Annotated in this window: 14 protein-coding genes; 2 read left to right on the top strand and 12 right to left on the bottom strand. The window is 56.1% G+C overall.

Annotated elements, in window-relative coordinates:
- Positions 1-148 precede the first annotated feature (148 nt).
- Together ACYQ14_RS20270 and ACYQ14_RS20275 are read right to left on the bottom strand one after the other, a co-directional pair.
- Complete coding sequence (locus ACYQ14_RS20270; protein ID WP_459890879.1) at positions 149-1,606, bottom strand: sugar transferase; 1,458 nt, start codon at positions 1,604-1,606, stop codon at positions 149-151.
- A gap of 433 nt (positions 1,607-2,039) precedes the next feature.
- The gene (locus ACYQ14_RS20275; protein ID WP_459890881.1) at positions 2,040-3,470 is read right to left on the bottom strand and encodes an O-antigen ligase family protein; all 1,431 of its coding nucleotides are present in this window, start codon (positions 3,468-3,470) and stop codon (positions 2,040-2,042) included.
- Between the two features lie 745 nt (positions 3,471-4,215).
- Here ACYQ14_RS20275 and ACYQ14_RS20280 point away from each other — a divergent pair.
- Entirely contained in the window at positions 4,216-5,148 is a 933-nt protein-coding gene (locus ACYQ14_RS20280) for an NAD-dependent epimerase/dehydratase family protein (protein ID WP_459890883.1), read from the top strand.
- Positions 5,149-5,220: 72 nt separating this feature from the next.
- Here ACYQ14_RS20280 and ACYQ14_RS20285 read toward each other — a convergent pair whose 3' ends face one another.
- Both ACYQ14_RS20285 and ACYQ14_RS20290 read right to left on the bottom strand, forming a co-directional pair.
- Positions 5,221-5,367, bottom strand: a complete 147-nt coding sequence (locus ACYQ14_RS20285) for a DUF7563 family protein (RefSeq protein ID WP_459890885.1) — start codon at positions 5,365-5,367, stop codon at positions 5,221-5,223.
- 1,208 nt (positions 5,368-6,575) lie between these two features.
- Positions 6,576-6,947, bottom strand: coding sequence for a hypothetical protein (locus ACYQ14_RS20290; RefSeq protein WP_459890887.1), 372 nt, complete (start codon positions 6,945-6,947; stop codon positions 6,576-6,578).
- Positions 6,948-7,224: 277 nt separating this feature from the next.
- Between ACYQ14_RS20290 and ACYQ14_RS20295 the strand changes: the two genes are divergently transcribed.
- Positions 7,225-7,455 (top strand): hypothetical protein, encoded by a 231-nt coding sequence (locus ACYQ14_RS20295; RefSeq protein WP_459890889.1) that lies wholly within the window; start codon positions 7,225-7,227, stop codon positions 7,453-7,455.
- Between the two features lie 62 nt (positions 7,456-7,517).
- Here the strand turns inward: ACYQ14_RS20295 and ACYQ14_RS20300 are convergent, their stop codons facing one another.
- The 8 genes from ACYQ14_RS20300 to ACYQ14_RS20335 all read right to left on the bottom strand — a co-directional run bounded on the left by ACYQ14_RS20300 (position 7,518) and on the right by ACYQ14_RS20335 (position 14,658).
- On the bottom strand, positions 7,518-7,925 hold the full coding sequence (locus ACYQ14_RS20300) for a DUF7260 family protein (RefSeq protein ID WP_459890891.1): 408 nt from the start codon (positions 7,923-7,925) through the stop codon (positions 7,518-7,520).
- 21 nt (positions 7,926-7,946) lie between these two features.
- Entirely contained in the window at positions 7,947-8,204 is a 258-nt protein-coding gene (locus ACYQ14_RS20305; protein ID WP_459890893.1) for a DUF7260 family protein, read from the bottom strand.
- 103 nt (positions 8,205-8,307) lie between these two features.
- A complete protein-coding gene (locus tag ACYQ14_RS20310) occupies positions 8,308-9,459 on the bottom strand; it encodes an ABC transporter substrate-binding protein (RefSeq protein ID WP_459890895.1) in 1,152 nt (383 codons plus the stop codon).
- Positions 9,460-9,576: 117 nt separating this feature from the next.
- Positions 9,577-10,512 (bottom strand): FAD-dependent oxidoreductase, encoded by a 936-nt coding sequence (locus ACYQ14_RS20315; protein ID WP_459890897.1) that lies wholly within the window; start codon positions 10,510-10,512, stop codon positions 9,577-9,579.
- 2 nt (positions 10,513-10,514) lie between these two features.
- Positions 10,515-11,645 carry an ABC transporter substrate-binding protein gene (locus ACYQ14_RS20320; protein ID WP_459890899.1) on the bottom strand — a complete coding sequence of 377 codons (1,131 nt, stop codon included), beginning with the start codon at positions 11,643-11,645 and terminating at the stop codon, positions 10,515-10,517.
- Between the two features lie 2 nt (positions 11,646-11,647).
- Positions 11,648-12,844, bottom strand: a complete 1,197-nt coding sequence (locus ACYQ14_RS20325) for an ABC transporter substrate-binding protein (protein WP_459890902.1) — start codon at positions 12,842-12,844, stop codon at positions 11,648-11,650.
- A 181-nt stretch (positions 12,845-13,025) separates the two neighbouring features.
- Positions 13,026-14,036, bottom strand: coding sequence for a hypothetical protein (locus ACYQ14_RS20330; protein WP_459890904.1), 1,011 nt, complete (start codon positions 14,034-14,036; stop codon positions 13,026-13,028).
- 421 nt (positions 14,037-14,457) lie between these two features.
- Entirely contained in the window at positions 14,458-14,658 is a 201-nt protein-coding gene (locus ACYQ14_RS20335; protein ID WP_459890906.1) for a DUF7511 domain-containing protein, read from the bottom strand.
- Positions 14,659-14,836: the final 178 nt, after the last annotated feature.

The following is a 14,836-nucleotide window of genomic DNA, read 5'->3' on the forward strand; positions in this document are numbered from 1 at the left end:
CAGTAACGTAGTCTCTACCATACGTTTTCGTCCTGTTCGTTGGTCCCTTTCCTGTGGAAGTCATAACTGGAACGTGTTTGCACCGATTCCGTTCGACATGTCGAAACGCTCGGTCAGTCCATCGCTGTCCCTACCGCCGTAACCGCTATCATTCTAGACTCGACTCCTCGTCGACACTCCGACCGAACCGATTCGATACCATCCCAATCACGTCTTTGATGACCGACGTCACTTGTTGAACGACGAGTTTCACATCCAACAAGAACGATTGACGCCGGGCGTACTCGAGATCATACTCGAGCTTTTGTTCGGGTTGAAAGCCAGTAACATCGTTGACCTGCGCGATACCGGTCAGGCCTGGCTTTACGAACCACCGTTTGGACCAATCGATGCCGTCAGCCGCTATCTTACGGTCGATTTCCGGCCGCTCCGGCCGTGGACCAACGACGCTCATATCGCCACGAAGGATCGAGAACAGCTGCGGAATCTCATCCATGTGGGTCTTCCGGAGGATTCGCCCCACCCGTGTCACCCGCGGGTCGACGCCGCCATCGTCCTCCTCGCTCAACTGAGCCCCGTCAGTCTCGGCGTTCGTAACCATACTTCGGAACTTCGCGACGGTAAAGGTTTCTCCCAATTCAGCGGACCTGGTCTGATTGTACAACACCGGCCCGGGTGAGTCCACCTTGATTGCGACTGCGATAAGCAAGATCAACGGCGCCAACACGATCACTCCGACCATCGCGAACGCCAGATCGAAGGCCCGTTTGGTCGCCCGACTGTACCACGGCCAGGGGTCGAGGTCGGCCCGAACTAGTTCGGCACCGACTTCCTCTCCGTCGAGAACCTGATCCGCGAGCGACTCATGAACGAGCGCGTCGACGCCCTGATCACGGCAGGTTCGCAACACGCCAAAACACTCCTCGCGGTCGGCATGAGAGAACGCGAGCGTGACGGTATCGATATCGCGCTGTTTAAGCACGTGTTCGAGCCTTGAAAGCCCGCTCAGTCGATCAACGCCGGAAATCGAGTCGATTCGACTGGCGGCCGACAGTCCGCCGTCGGTTGCGACAACGGTTTCCGGGGCGTTCTCGATCGACGGCTTCGAATGCGTTATCTCGATAGCCCGGTCTATCTGTAGCGGGGAAAGAAACCCGATCGGCGCGACCGGAAGCGACCGAATCGCGGACTCGATCAAGGACGGGTCGTCGCCAACGACCAGCACTCGTTGCGGACTCGAGCGGCGTTGGCGCACTCCATACCAAAATGGCAAGGTCAGTAAGAGAAAGACGCCGACCACAATCGTCGTCGGTAGCGCAGGTGCAGCGGTGATCCCGACGGACCCCAGGCTTGCGAGGACGAGACAGGCGACGACGATCTGCTGTCCCGTTCGTTTGACCATCGTCCTCACCGATCGCGGCCGCGGGACGTACAACGGTGCAAGCGCTACGCCGACGACGCTACCGATAAGCACGACCGCGGTCGCCTGATCGGTTGTGAGCGTCATCGGCGTCCCAGTTAGGTAGCTTCCAACGAGCCCGGCCACGAGTGCGAGCAGTACCGTTCCACCAGCGGTTACTCCACCGTGCTTCCAACGAGATACCATTCAACAAATTTAATTTGCATTTGATTATATTAAAGCTTGTGAGATACTCCAGTTCAATTGTAAAGTGGACAAATATCTACTCACAAATCGCTCATCGAAGGGGGTGAAAATCGATTTTTGCCGTCCTTAATAGACGATTTAGCGCTGTCGTTTGCACTAGCTTCTAGGCCGGAGGAGATTCGATGCAAACGCCGTCTTCTCGGGTCTGAGGTCCGTTGATCCGGATCAACTGAAGAGCGCCGTCGGAGTTTATCGCGAGCAGGAAGTTGTCTGGAACGGTGGACGGTTTCAGTAGTGCAACAGAGGCCTGAACCGTTCCGCTGTGTCCATCGCCGGCAGGGTGTCGATCCGAAGCCAGATAGACGCATCCATGGCAGTCTCGCGCCCCGAATCGATCCCTGAAAGCGCGGTGTCCCGAAGGCGGGCCAGCGGATCAATTCGATCGCACCCCCTGAAGGAGATATCCGATCGTCATGGTGGCGATCACTGCACCGAGTGACCACCGAAATAGCGTGTACGATTCGAACATCTGGTGGACGGCCCAACCGATCGCAAGCGCGAGCATCGCGACGTTGACGTCGCGGAAGTTGATAAGTCCGGCAACGATGCTCCCGGCGACGATACCGAAATACGCGAGCCCTCCGACGATTCCAGTCTGGACGAGTATCGAGAGATACGAGTTGTGCGGCGACGTCGACAGATCGCCTGCAAGGTACGGTTCGATAGCGTTATTCGGTGAGAGGTTCCCGTGCCCGAAAAGCAGGGGACCATCGCGAAACGCGGCCAAACTCCCGCGCCAGAGTTCGAATCGATTCGTTGCAGAGATATCGATAACGTTGGCGTACATCCCGACAAGCAATCCACACACCCCAAGGGAGCCCGCAATAACCGTTATCGGAACGGTAATTCGGCCACCAACGGCGTACACCGCGTAGATCGCCGCGGCGACCGCTGCGGCGAGCATCGCCGCTCGAGCGTTCGACAAGAACAGCCCGAGACCGCAGATCCCCGTAAGAACGAGGGTGGTAATCGATCCGAGTGGGCGACGAGTGACTACGGAGCGATGGAACTCGACGAAGGCAGCGATAAATCCGGCGAACGAAAGCAAACCGAAGGAGTTCGGGTTCGGGAAGATCGAGCGGAGCGTCGTGGCGTCGGTGTCGATTCCCGGAACCGACGGGGAGCCCGTCCACTGTTGAATCTCGAAGATCCACACCGTGTAGTCGCCGACGACGTAGGTAACCAGCCCAACCAGTACGACGACTGCCGCCAGACGAGAAAGAAACCAGAGGAAAATTCGTTCGGGAACGAGGTTCGGGATCACGAATAGGCTACTCCCCATCACAATCATCGACCACAGCGGCCACCGGGCCTGCGCACTCGTCGGGTGAAACGCGAGGGTACGCATGACGTAGATACCAGCGAGCACCACGAAACAGCCGAAGACGGCCCATTCGGCGATCGAAAACTGTCTCGGATCACTGACGACGAGCATGAAGGCAACAATAAGCAAAAACGCCCCGATGACAGCAGGCGTTCGGTATCGGCCGAAACCGAAACCCGTCGAAGTGGCCTGGTAGATAACAGCCAAGATGACGAGGGTGAAACCGAGAGCCGTAAGAATTCCCGACTGGATCGTCTCGGGGTCCTGGTAAGATTCCACGGCGTAGCGACAGCCGAGGATACCACCGAGGAAGACACAAGACGCCCCAAGGTACCACGCTGGCACCGAGCTAGTCGCGTGCGCGAGAATAACCAAAACTAGGTGGACCCCAAACAGTCCGTAGATAACTCCGTTCATGATCCGATCGATGCCCCAATCAGGAGCAAGGAGCACCGTCGGTTTTCGTTCGGTTGTACTCACAGGTCTACTAACCAGAGGTGTCAATAAATATCTAACCCAATAGTGACGCGCGTGAATACAGTGAACGACGCGAGTAGCAAACGATGTCGGTCGTCAGATTTCGCCGGTCCGGCGATGAACGGTTGCAGCCGATTTCGACGAACGAGCGGTTCTACCACCCGTTCCCGAGACCGTCGAAATTGAAGCTGAGCGAGTTCTTAATGCAGTTGTGAAAATTACAACGGTACCTCCGTAAACATCGAACGGGCGTTTGAGTTGTAGCCACAGCAACGTTTTCGTCGACGGCACAGCAACATTTCCGCCGGCAGTGGCGAAGTTTGATTTCCGATGGTCGTTCTCTCGACGGGTTTTCCGCCGCAAAACGCTCATATCGAACGCGTGCCCCACCGGCAACCCTCAACTGTCCGTTAGTACTCATATAATGGCGAAGTCGACCTCATACGGACTGCTATCAGTCGTTTCCGGTACAACCGCGACCCGTCCTGCGACTGTACCGGTAAATCGTTACAGCGGGCCATAGCAATCACGGAGAGGTGGGATCCCCAAACCGACGTCAGCAACTAGAACTGTGGGACAATCGGAACGACGTCAGCAGCTGGAACTGTGGGACAATCGGAGCCGTCGTGCGTACGTGTTCTCTCGGCCGTCCGGTCAAGGCGATTTGGCGTTTCTCGGACCGTCCAGCACACACCGAAATCCAACGCGAACCAGAAAACTCACGTACGGTGCTTTGATACTGATGGGTATGCAACCCGAAGCGGTTACTGACAAGACGATTCTCATCACGGGCGGGGCTGGATTTATCGGAAGTCATCTCGCGAGTACGCTCGTTTCGGACAACGACGTTCGGGTGCTCGACAACCTATCGACGGGCCACCGATCGAACGTACCCGACGGCGCGACGTTTTTCGAGGGGACCCTTCTCGACGAAGACACGCTTGCCAGTGCAACCGACGGCGTCGACCTGATATTTCACGAAGCCGCCCTCGTGAGCGTCCGACGCTCGGTCGAAGATCCGTTGACGAGCCACGAGATCAACACCAGGGGAACGCTGAATCTGCTCGAGGCCGCTCGAAAAGCGGACGCGAGGGTCGTACTCGCCTCGAGTGCTGCGATCTACGGCCAGCCGGAGCATGTCCCCATCTCGGAGGGCGACCCCAAATCGCCGACCTCCCCGTACGGACTCGATAAACTAACGATCGATCACTACGCTCGTCAATACCACGATTTGTACGGCCTCGAAACCGTTGCACTACGGTATTTCAACGCCTACGGACCGGGCCAGACGGCCGGCGACTACAGCGGCGTAATCAGCATTTTCTGCGACCAGGCCGAACGGAACGAACCGGTCACGGTCCACGGCGACGGCAAACAGACGCGCGACTTCGTCTATATCGACGATCTGGTTCAGGCGAATCTGTGCGCGGCCACGACGGACGCTGTCGGAACGGCCTACAATATCGGTACCGGGACCAGCGTCACCGTTCGAGAACTCGCTGAGGTGATCATCGAGGTAACCGACTCACACTCCGAGGTCACCCACACTGAGGGGCGAAACGGTGATATTCGTCACAGCGAAGCAGATATTACCGCGGCTCGAACCGATCTCGAATACGAGCCGAGCGTCTCGCTTCGCGAGGGCCTAAAGCGAACTGCCGAGTGGATTCGAAAGGAGTAGCAGTCGGGCGACGATACGCCCTCCAAACGCGTTATCAGCACGACGATCGTTAACGCACCCGCGATTATTGCATTACTCGGTCAACTTCGAGCCGGCACCATTGAGCATGTCGGTCTGATTTTGGCAGTTCGAACACCCCTGTAACGACCCGTCGTTTGCCGAAAAGACGCGCCGATATCGATCTGTTACGTGTGCACCACAGTTGTCACAGTAAGCCATGTTCAGTAATTTTTACTAGTGGACTCCATTCATATACAGTTGTCGGTATCTGAATTGCGGGTAGCTGTGAGTCACCCTCGGTCGTAACCACGTGATTAGAATAAACCGAGGAACCAGCCATTCGGGACGAACGACCGGAAACGATCTCACCGCCACATCGCGACCGTTTTTCGGTGCTCCTACCCACAAAGATAGTTACAAGAATTATAAGTCAGTGTTTAAGACGGTGCTAAACTCCTATACAAGCGTTTCCTGCCCGATAATGGCTCTACGCACACGAGGGGAATGAGGAAACTGAACGTTTCAATGAGAGGGAATTTTTTATACATACATTATCGAACGAAGGACGTGATACCGACCCGTAGTTCTATTACACCCATACGGTTGTAAACGGGGTTGTTCACACCTGTGACAATGAAAACGGATAGCAGAGTCCAAACGTCCGGGTCAGCGAAAATCCATCACGGCGTCAGGATCTCACAGATGAGGAATACAGCACAGGAAGAGCGGGTACGTACTCGATTCAGACGGTTTGCAAAGGAGTTATCAATGGGTTCGAAGCTAGTACCACCAACCGATAACGATGTCTCCAGGCCGATAACCAGTAAAATATTTTTCCCATTCAACATGCAGGGCATGAGAGATCGATTTACAACTCATCAAGGGATAAAAGTACTCGAGAACGGAAAGCGAAAAAGTCTTACTGAGCGGTCACAGGGTACTCAAGGGACGATTTGGCAGAACTGAGGGGGTCGACAACTCGAGTTTGATCAGCAACACGAGTACGAGGGGAATGAGTCCGTTCAACCGTCAATACGAACAATATTGAATAGTCAGCGTTGACAGACAGTACTGGATAAGACAATATCGATAGCTCGTATGATGAAAAGCAACGGTCTCTGCTAATTTAGGTATAAAGTTGTGTGATCGAAGAACTTAGACACTACAGCAGTCAAAATCAATAGAAATAGTAAACAGCGAATGATCACTCGAACAGACGAACGGGATCCAAATCGAGTTTGGGAAAATATATTTGATGGGCATTTCCGGATCAATCTTTGTGTTGCTCGGCGATGACCTGAGCCGATACTCACTCCCAAAGGCCGAGCGCTGTTCAGTGAACACGGATCGGGAAGACGAACGAAACTAATCGACGCGAAACCGAATCCGATACCGAGCAGAATTATCGAATCGAACTCGTCCGTCAACTATCGAGAGTCGTTTTCGGTATCGGTCGCTTCGCCGATCAGTTCCGAGAGCTTCTCCTGGACGATCGATTCGAACATCTGCTCTGTTAACCCGTGCTGAACGTCGACGGTTAGCATCGCGTCACAGTCGTCGACGATTTCTGGGGCCCACTTGCCCGCCGCGAGCTTCGATTCTTCCGTCACGACTGCTTGGCCGTTTTCGATATCGATGAACGCGGTAACAGTATTCCAGAGATCGACTCGAGCGGTGCTCGCTTCCTCGTAGAGTCCCGATAGTCGCGTTTGTTCGATTGGATCCGATTGGACTTCCTCACGTAGGTCCTCAAGGGCTTCGACGTACTGTGGAGAGTCAATTGGCTCGTCGTTTTTCATCGTCCACACCTCCTCGCTGACGATTTGGTACTCATGCGATCGGTTGATTTTACCAATCCAAACATAAGTGCCTCACCCTTTGATGCTCAGCGAAACCCGGCTCGTTCCCACGCCCGTCATCCCACCATCGTGTGAGAACGGCGATCTGTGCGGACGTGGGATGGTTCGGTTGTGAGAATCTGTGGAGGCGAGTCGGACAGACAACCAGCGAGGTGTACCAACCCTCGAGTGGACAACCCCGAAACTCGCCCGGGACAGTCGGCGGAGGGGGTGACCCATGACACTCGAGACGGAATTCGGGCTCGTCGACTTCGAGTACGTCGCGAAAAAATCCCAGGAGGACTTCGTATTTCTCGAGCAAATCACTGCCGACGTTTCGCCCCTCATCGGTAAGGGGTACGCCGTAATAGGGTTCGTACGTAAGCAAGCCCTCGGCCTCAAGTTGGTGTCACATTTCAGTTGCCGCCGCCGGCGACCGATCCAGTTTCCTGGCCACGGTACCCGGTGAAATCGGCTCCCGTTCGTCCCGGGCTATCATGTAGAAGACGAGTACACAGCGAGAGCGCTGGCTCATACTCGTCGAGTGAGATGATCACGAACCGGTCGCTCACGTCCTGTACACGCGTCGATGAGATGGGTGGCAGTCGACAGAACCGGATAGGACGCCGAAAGATCTCGATACAGATAGTCCGATAGCGTCGAGTGGGAGAGATTACACCCCTGATCCCCGCATATCGTTCCATGAAGCGACTCCTGCCGTTCGCGAACGATCGTCTCGCAATGGGAACGGTGAGTAGAAAGGGTGTCGTGTCGAGCGCACGGTACATCGTCTCGAGTTCGGTCCTTCGACGGTCGACAACTGAACGGATCGCAGCTTTCATCTCGGGGGCAAACCGGCCGGATGCCGACGACGACAGTGCGAGGACATTTCTGTCCCCAGCTCTTCCTCGATCGTCTCGACGAGCGGTTCCGTTTCATCGATATTAGCGACACTGTGGGTCAAACGGTCCGTGCAAAGAGCTCCCGAACGCGATCGATTTCGGCGGCCTGGTTTGTATTTCGTTTCAGCAACCGCGTGTCGGATATCCGATCACGATCCGAGCGGGGAACTGCTTCGGCCGTGTCGACTGATGCGACGGCATCGAGGTCGCGAACACGCGCGTCGAATCTGGCGAACGCACTCACCTTACTGCCGATTTTCGTTCGTTCATCGGTTGTTCGATCGAGCGCGTGGTAGATCGCAGGAGAGATCGTCACGAACGACCAACTCGGAGGGGAATAACCCGCCGTGAATACGTCGTAGTGTTCGGCGAAATACGCCGAAAGCGTGCCGAGAGACGCTTGAGTCGATTTGCTGGGATCATACGTTTCCGGTAACGATATCTGCGACTCGCTGACGATCGAACAACTGGGAACCTCCCGTTGGGTCGCCGAAAATATCCGGATATAGTTGCTTTGCTGCGCGCTCGGTGAGAAAGAGATTGTGGATGGGTCCCTGATGGAGGTATCCGCCGCGATAGACGTCGTCGTTTGTAACCGCCGTCAACTCGCTTCCGACAGGATGGTCTTGCATGTACTCGAGAACGATTTCTCGAAACTCCGAACGAGACCGGCGCTCGTGGCCGCGAAGAAGAATAACGTCCGGGTCGATGTCGAGGAGAGCTTCATAATCGAGAGTCCCTCGCTCCGTCGAGCTGAGGTGATCGATATCGCTCGTTGCGAGCGCGTCTGTGGGGCCGAGATCGCGCCACTGTTTCGTACTCGTACCGTTGTCATCGAGTCGATAGGGAGAAAACGAATCCGGTTCTTTGGTCTCGTCGTACGCAACGAGAACGCTCGGGCGCTCGTTTACCGGCGGGAGTTTGGCCTCTATTTCCGCGATGTATTCATCGTGTAATTGCTCGAAGGCCTCGTAGCGTTCCTCCTGTTGAAACACAGCCGCAACCGTTTTGAACGCCTCGTATAGCGTATAATATCGATACTCGTGCCACTCGTCGGACCGGCGGAATATCAAGTTCCCAATAAATGGTCCGACGTTTGTGGTGATTTCCTCGAGGTCATCTTCGTCCCAGTCGAACCACTGTTTCATCATTTGCGGGTCGTACAGATGAACGTCGTTCTCGAGTTCGTAGAACTGCTCTTTCGTTCGGACTTCCGAATTGGCTTCGATCGTCTCTCGGTCGACCGTCACACCAGGTAGCTCATCGTAGACGTGCGTATGGAAGCGATGTGCACCACCGCTACCGGTCATCCCGTCGGCTTGCCCCAGTGCAATTCCCATGTCGGCATAGCTTCCGTTGTAGGCAATCCACTGCTCGGGAACGGATTCGAATGTGACCGCGCCGGCTGGTTCCATCGAAACGGTATATGAACCGTCTCCTACGGACGGGTCCGGTTCTGCATCCTCGACACAGCCAGCAAGCAAACTACCGACGACGACTGCTGTGCCGCGTTTGATGGTCTCTCGACGCGTCGTTTCGTCGCGAACGGGTGAACTGGAACTGGCGCCCATGTTTTTAGGCCAACCTAAAAGATGATAGTGTTTTCGATTTTTTGGGCAACCTAAAAATTAAGCTTCCAACACGACCCAGCGAGCCTGGAACGCGTTAGGTGTCCCCACGTCCGAATATTATGTCGAGTCGAGGTTACTGGATTCTTCGCCCTCGACGTACTCTACAATTTTACGAGTATCCAACGCGGCCAGGACTCGATCGGTTCCGAGTGTCTCGACGAGTCGACGGAGACCGCGTTCGGATCTCTCCTCGACGGCCGTATCGGATACGCGTGCCTCGAACAGCCGATCGATATACTGTTCGCGCAGTTCGACGAAGCGTTCCTCCTCGACGTCGTGGTCGTCCTCGGCCTCGTTTTCGAACCATTCCCGCCAGCGGTCACGGCCGCCCCATTCGCCGGAGAATTCGGCATCCGGTCGGAGCCAATCGTAGTGTTCGGCAACGCCGCCGGGGTACCCTTGCTCGTGCCGGTGATCCTCGAGAACGCACCGTCCGACGTGTGCTCCCTGTCCAGCGGCGACGATGGCCTGTACGCTTCGCTGACCGGCCGGCGACGCGACGTATAGTCCATCGATCGGCGTTCGTCCGTCTTCATCGGAATACTCGGGATCGAAGTGTTCGTGTTCCTCTCCGTGGTGGTCGTGGCGTTCGAACATCGCATCACCGCCGAGCGGTCGGAGGTACTCGCCGTCGTACCACGCGGCCGCAACGATCTTTTTAGCGCTGACGCGCCGACCGTCCTGTGTCTCGACGACGAACGCCGAATCATCTTCGGTTCGATCGACGGATTCGACCATATCCGAGACGATATCGCAACCAGCCTCCTCCGCATGCGCGTGCATCAAATCGTAGAAGGCCTTGATATCGATTCCCGCGGGAAATCCGAGGTAGTTCTCGAGGTGGGCACACCGGCGGAGCGCCGCGTTGCCTCGATCGAAAATACCGGTCTCGAGACCGTACCTGGCAGTGAATACCCCTGCCGAACACCCCGAAGGTCCTCCGCCGACGACGACGACGTCGAAGTCGGTCGAACCGAAAGCATCGTCGACCATACTCAGACCTCCCCGTTGATGATGTCCACTACTCGCTGTCTATCGAACAGTCGTTCGTCGCCGAATTCGTCGGGGTAGAGCCCCTGGGAAGCTCGCTCGAGCTGGAACAGGTGAATAATCGGCCCCTGATACGTTACCCCACCGTAGAAAACGCGCTCGTCCTGAACAGCCGTGAGCTCGCTTGCGATGATGTGGTTTTGCAGGTGCGAGCCGATTTCTTGATCGAAGTGCTCCTGTTTGATCTCACCCTGGAGCCGTATCGCGATGGCGTCCGGATCGATCTCGAGCAGGGTTTCGTAGTCGATTGTGCCGCCGCCCGCCTGTGCGTCCATAACGTCGTTCCGTGCGAGCGCATCCTCGACGTGCAGGTCGTTCCAGTGTTTGGACTGCGTTCCGGAGCCGACGAGATACGGGTAGAACGACTCGGGAGGGACGTTCTCGGGGTAGAGAATCGCGAGAGTGGGCGACTCGTCCGGAAGCCGCGCTTGGACATCCTCGAGGATCTCGTCATGGTACTGTTCGAACGCCTCGAACCGTTCGTGTTCCTGAAAGAGCTGTGCGATTTTCTCGAAGGCCTCGTACATCGTGTACTCAGCGTAATCGTGCCAATCGTAGGCATCCGTGTAGGTCGTGTTTCCGACAAACGGACCGACGTGCTCATCGATCTCGTCGACGTCGTCCTGACTCCACTGTAATCGGTTGACCATGAAGTTGGGATCGATAATGTGAACGTCTGCATCGAGTTCGTAGAATACCTCCTTACCGGTACCGTCCTGCCAAAGTTCCGTGAGGTCGTCCTTGTCGACGGAAACGCCGGGTAACTCTTCGTATAGATGTGAGCCGAAACGGGCACGAACACCGATCGCGGAAAGTCCGTCCCCCTGTCCGAGTGCGACACCCATGTCGGCGTAGTCCCCCGTATACGGGAACCAGGTTTCGGGAACCGCATCGAACTCGACCGGCCCGACCGGTTCCATATCGACCGAATACGTCTCCTCTACTGGCGTCGTCGGTTCGACCCCGGTATCGCTCGTGCAACCGGCGAGCAAGCCGCCTCCAATAACCGCACTGCTATACTTTACGTACGACCGTCGAGTCGGTGCCTCGAGTCGATCCGTATTAGTGTTCGTCATTCTCAGAAGTCCCCCTGGATGACAGCTGCGACGTGGTCGCGATCGAACAGCTGTTCGTCCTCGGGGATCTTGGGATACGTGTCCCCACCGTACCCCGGCCACTCGCCGAACTGGTCCGGGTACAGCTGTTTTGCCGCCATCTCGAGTTGAAAGAGATTCATGATCGGCCCCTGTATCGGATTCCCCGACGCGTAGACGCGATCGTTTTCGACGGCCGTTAGCTGACTAGCGACCGGATGATCCTCCAGCGTTCCACGAATATGGTCCACGTCGTAGGATGCGATTCCGAACCGGTGAAGGAGAATGTCGGGATCGATTTCGAGCATGGTCTCGTAATCGTAGGCGGTCTCGTACGTGATGTCCTCGGCCGCAAACGCATCAGGTACTTCGAACGGACGGAGATCGGCAGTTGCGAATCCCAAGGCGTTCGTTTCCGATGGATAAAACGTCTCATCCATAACAATGACCGATCCGACCGTCGGACGCTCGTCTTCGGGCGGGAGATTCAACTGAATCGACCGAATCAGCTCCTCGTGTATCTCAGTGAGAGCCTCGAATCGGTCTCGTGCCTGGAAGACTGCAGCGACGTTCTCTGCGATTTCCCAGAGCGTATAGTATTGATAGTCATCTCGACACTCCTCGGGTGGTTCAGCGTGTTCGCGACTGTACGTATTCCCGAACCACGGGCCGACAGTCGTCTTGATCTCTTCGACATCGGAACGGTCCCACCCGTCCATCGACGAGACGAGACACGGATCGAGGAGATGCAGATCCGAATCGAGTTCGTAAAACAATTCTTTATCGATCGTCACGCTTCCCGAGCCCGTGTTGAGCTGGGTTAGGTCGCTTCCGTCGAACGAAACACCCTCGAGAACGTCGTAGAAGGAATTCAGTGCCTGTCCTTCCGCCTCGGCGTCGAAACCGAGCGAATTGATCGAATCACCGTGCCCGTACGCGACGGCCATATCGGCGTACAACAGACTGTAAACCAGCACATTTTCCGGAACATCGGAGAAAGTGACCGCACCTGTCGGTGCCATCGTGACGGAGTACGTCCCGTCTGGATCTGCCTCCGTTGAATCCGCGCGATCATCGTTCAGACACCCGGCGAACAGCCCGCCGCCGACGACGGAGCCACCGAGTTTGAGGTACTGCCGTCGCGTGGGTGTTTCGGCGCGGACGGTATTTTCGGAACTCATGCCGCGAGATCACCAGTACGACGGGGAACCACACGACAATAATTACTGACCGCCCCGGTGTACCCTGCGTCTGTTCTCCTCCGAATTGTCTCACGTTGAGCGAAGATACGCACCATATGATTTAGGCCAACCTAAAACAAGATAGTGCTTTCGATTTTGGCCAACCTAAACCAGGAGAGAGTTAGTACGGCACGCCACAACGCGGACACATCAGCGGTCCACCCTTCGGAAGAGCAAGCCCGCAGTGTGGACACTCCCCAGCAGGTGACGTAATTTCGTCAACTATCTTGTCCGTTTGTTCGCGGATCCCATCGAGAGATCCGATCCCGTCCGCACCGTCGGCCGGTGGAATCGGCTCCTCACCTCGAGCGAGCGCAAAACGACCGCGTTCAATTGCAAACAGCTCCTCGCTACGTTCGACCATAGTTTCGAGTTGTTTGTCCGGAAATGAGGGGGTGTCCGGAGCAACGCGAACAAGCAATCCGAGAGCCTCGGCAGCACGTCCGCGAACGTGAGGGGATCCATCATCAAGGCGAGCCGAAAGCGGGGCAATCACTTCGGACAAAACCTCCGGATACTCACATCCGACAGAGACGATTGCCGTACCAAGGTGATACCGAACGAGTTCGTTCTCGTCGTCGAGGTGCTCTCCGAGAGTGGAGACGTGATGGCGTAATCGACGCGGATTTCCTAACGCAATGTATGCGAGTGCTTTGGACAGTTTTTCTGTGACCTCCGGTTCGTCGAACGACAATCCGATTCGAAGCTCCGCAAGGACGGTGGGGGTTGTGACTTCCACTGGGTGCTCGACGGCAACGTATCCGATCGCCTCAGCTGACCGTGCTCGCACGTAATAGAACTCCGCCTCGTCTCCGAGACGGTCAGCCAACTCGTCGACGACGCTGACGACCGAGTCCGGATCCGCCTTCGCCAGCGTAACGAATAGCTTCGCGGTCGTCAACCGAACAGCCCGTTGCTCGTCCGTCAAAAAGCGGGATAGCTCAGCTACAACAGGGGAGACAGCAGCCGGCTGTTCCATCGCAAGCGACCGAACGTTTCGAACCAAGCCCTTTCTGCGCTCGACGTCGGCGTGATGATACGCACGGAGGAGTTTGTAAACGCCGTCGTGTGGGCCGTCTCGAAGTCGCCGCGTTAGTTCGTCAATCGGTGGCGGATCCGAAATTTCGTCCATTGGCCTCGTTTGAGCAATCATACCGGGTGAGCAAAAACACCGTGGGACGAACGACTTTCCATCAGTCGGTGCGGTTACTTCGAACTCACAACGTCGCCACTCACACGGTTGACCGGCCGTTTACGGATTCATCAGACACTCGTGAGTGCCAATGGCGAAGCCCGAAACGCCCTGATCCGATCACCGATCTGATCATTGATCTGATCACTGAACTGATTCCGGAGTTCTCCAACGATCGGGCGATTGTCGAGGGAATCTCCGATCACGTCGGACGGTACGGAGCGGTCTGACCGATCACGAACGAAAGGTGCTCACCTCGACAGAATTTCGGTTGAGTCCCCGACTCTCCGCTGTACTGCTCTATCTGGCAATTGACCACCGTAGATGCGGGGAGTTACCCCAGGGCGTAACTCACAACCGCTCACCGACACTCTTCGATCGATCGAAAGCTATCGCCAGTCGCACGGATCCACGCGTCGGTTCGGTGTGGGGCGATGACAGTGGGTGGATACAGCGTACAGACTTCGACGCTACTGCAACTACGAACGAACGCGTAGAGCGTGGATCTCGGCGCTGTCCGCGGATCAGCTGACGTCTCCCTCGAAGGCCTGGGTTCATTCATGGCTGACTGGTAGTTTTATGGTTCTGATTGGAGGGGGTGGTCGTCTCGTCGCCTATCCCGTACATAGAAGTTATTAAAGTACTCCAGTAGAATAACAATTTTGATTATCGGAAGAGGCCCAGATATCAATAACAGTGTTGACGAAGCTAACAGAGATCGGAACACTCGAGAACGAGCG

The sequence above is a fragment of the Halostagnicola bangensis genome (assembly GCF_054653435.1).

Bases quoted from the DNA above. Each gene is read 5' to 3' on its own strand.
- ACYQ14_RS20270 (WP_459890879.1), bottom strand. From the start codon at position 1,606: ATGGTATCTCGTTGGAAGCACGGTGGAGTAACCGCTGGTGGAACGGTA.
- ACYQ14_RS20280 (WP_459890883.1), top strand. From the start codon at position 4,216: ATGCAACCCGAAGCGGTTACTGACAAGACGATTCTCATCACGGGCGGG.
- ACYQ14_RS20285 (WP_459890885.1), bottom strand. From the start codon at position 5,367: ATGGCTTACTGTGACAACTGTGGTGCACACGTAACAGATCGATATCGG.
- ACYQ14_RS20290 (WP_459890887.1), bottom strand. From the start codon at position 6,947: ATGAAAAACGACGAGCCAATTGACTCTCCACAGTACGTCGAAGCCCTT.
- ACYQ14_RS20295 (WP_459890889.1), top strand. From the start codon at position 7,225: ATGACACTCGAGACGGAATTCGGGCTCGTCGACTTCGAGTACGTCGCG.
- ACYQ14_RS20300 (WP_459890891.1), bottom strand. From the start codon at position 7,925: ATGAAACGGAACCGCTCGTCGAGACGATCGAGGAAGAGCTGGGGACAG.
- ACYQ14_RS20310 (WP_459890895.1), bottom strand. From the start codon at position 9,459: ATGGGCGCCAGTTCCAGTTCACCCGTTCGCGACGAAACGACGCGTCGA.
- ACYQ14_RS20315 (WP_459890897.1), bottom strand. From the start codon at position 10,512: ATGGTCGACGATGCTTTCGGTTCGACCGACTTCGACGTCGTCGTCGTC.
- ACYQ14_RS20320 (WP_459890899.1), bottom strand. From the start codon at position 11,645: ATGACGAACACTAATACGGATCGACTCGAGGCACCGACTCGACGGTCG.
- ACYQ14_RS20325 (WP_459890902.1), bottom strand. From the start codon at position 12,844: ATGAGTTCCGAAAATACCGTCCGCGCCGAAACACCCACGCGACGGCAG.
- ACYQ14_RS20330 (WP_459890904.1), bottom strand. From the start codon at position 14,036: ATGGACGAAATTTCGGATCCGCCACCGATTGACGAACTAACGCGGCGA.
- ACYQ14_RS20335 (WP_459890906.1), bottom strand. From the start codon at position 14,658: ATGAATGAACCCAGGCCTTCGAGGGAGACGTCAGCTGATCCGCGGACA.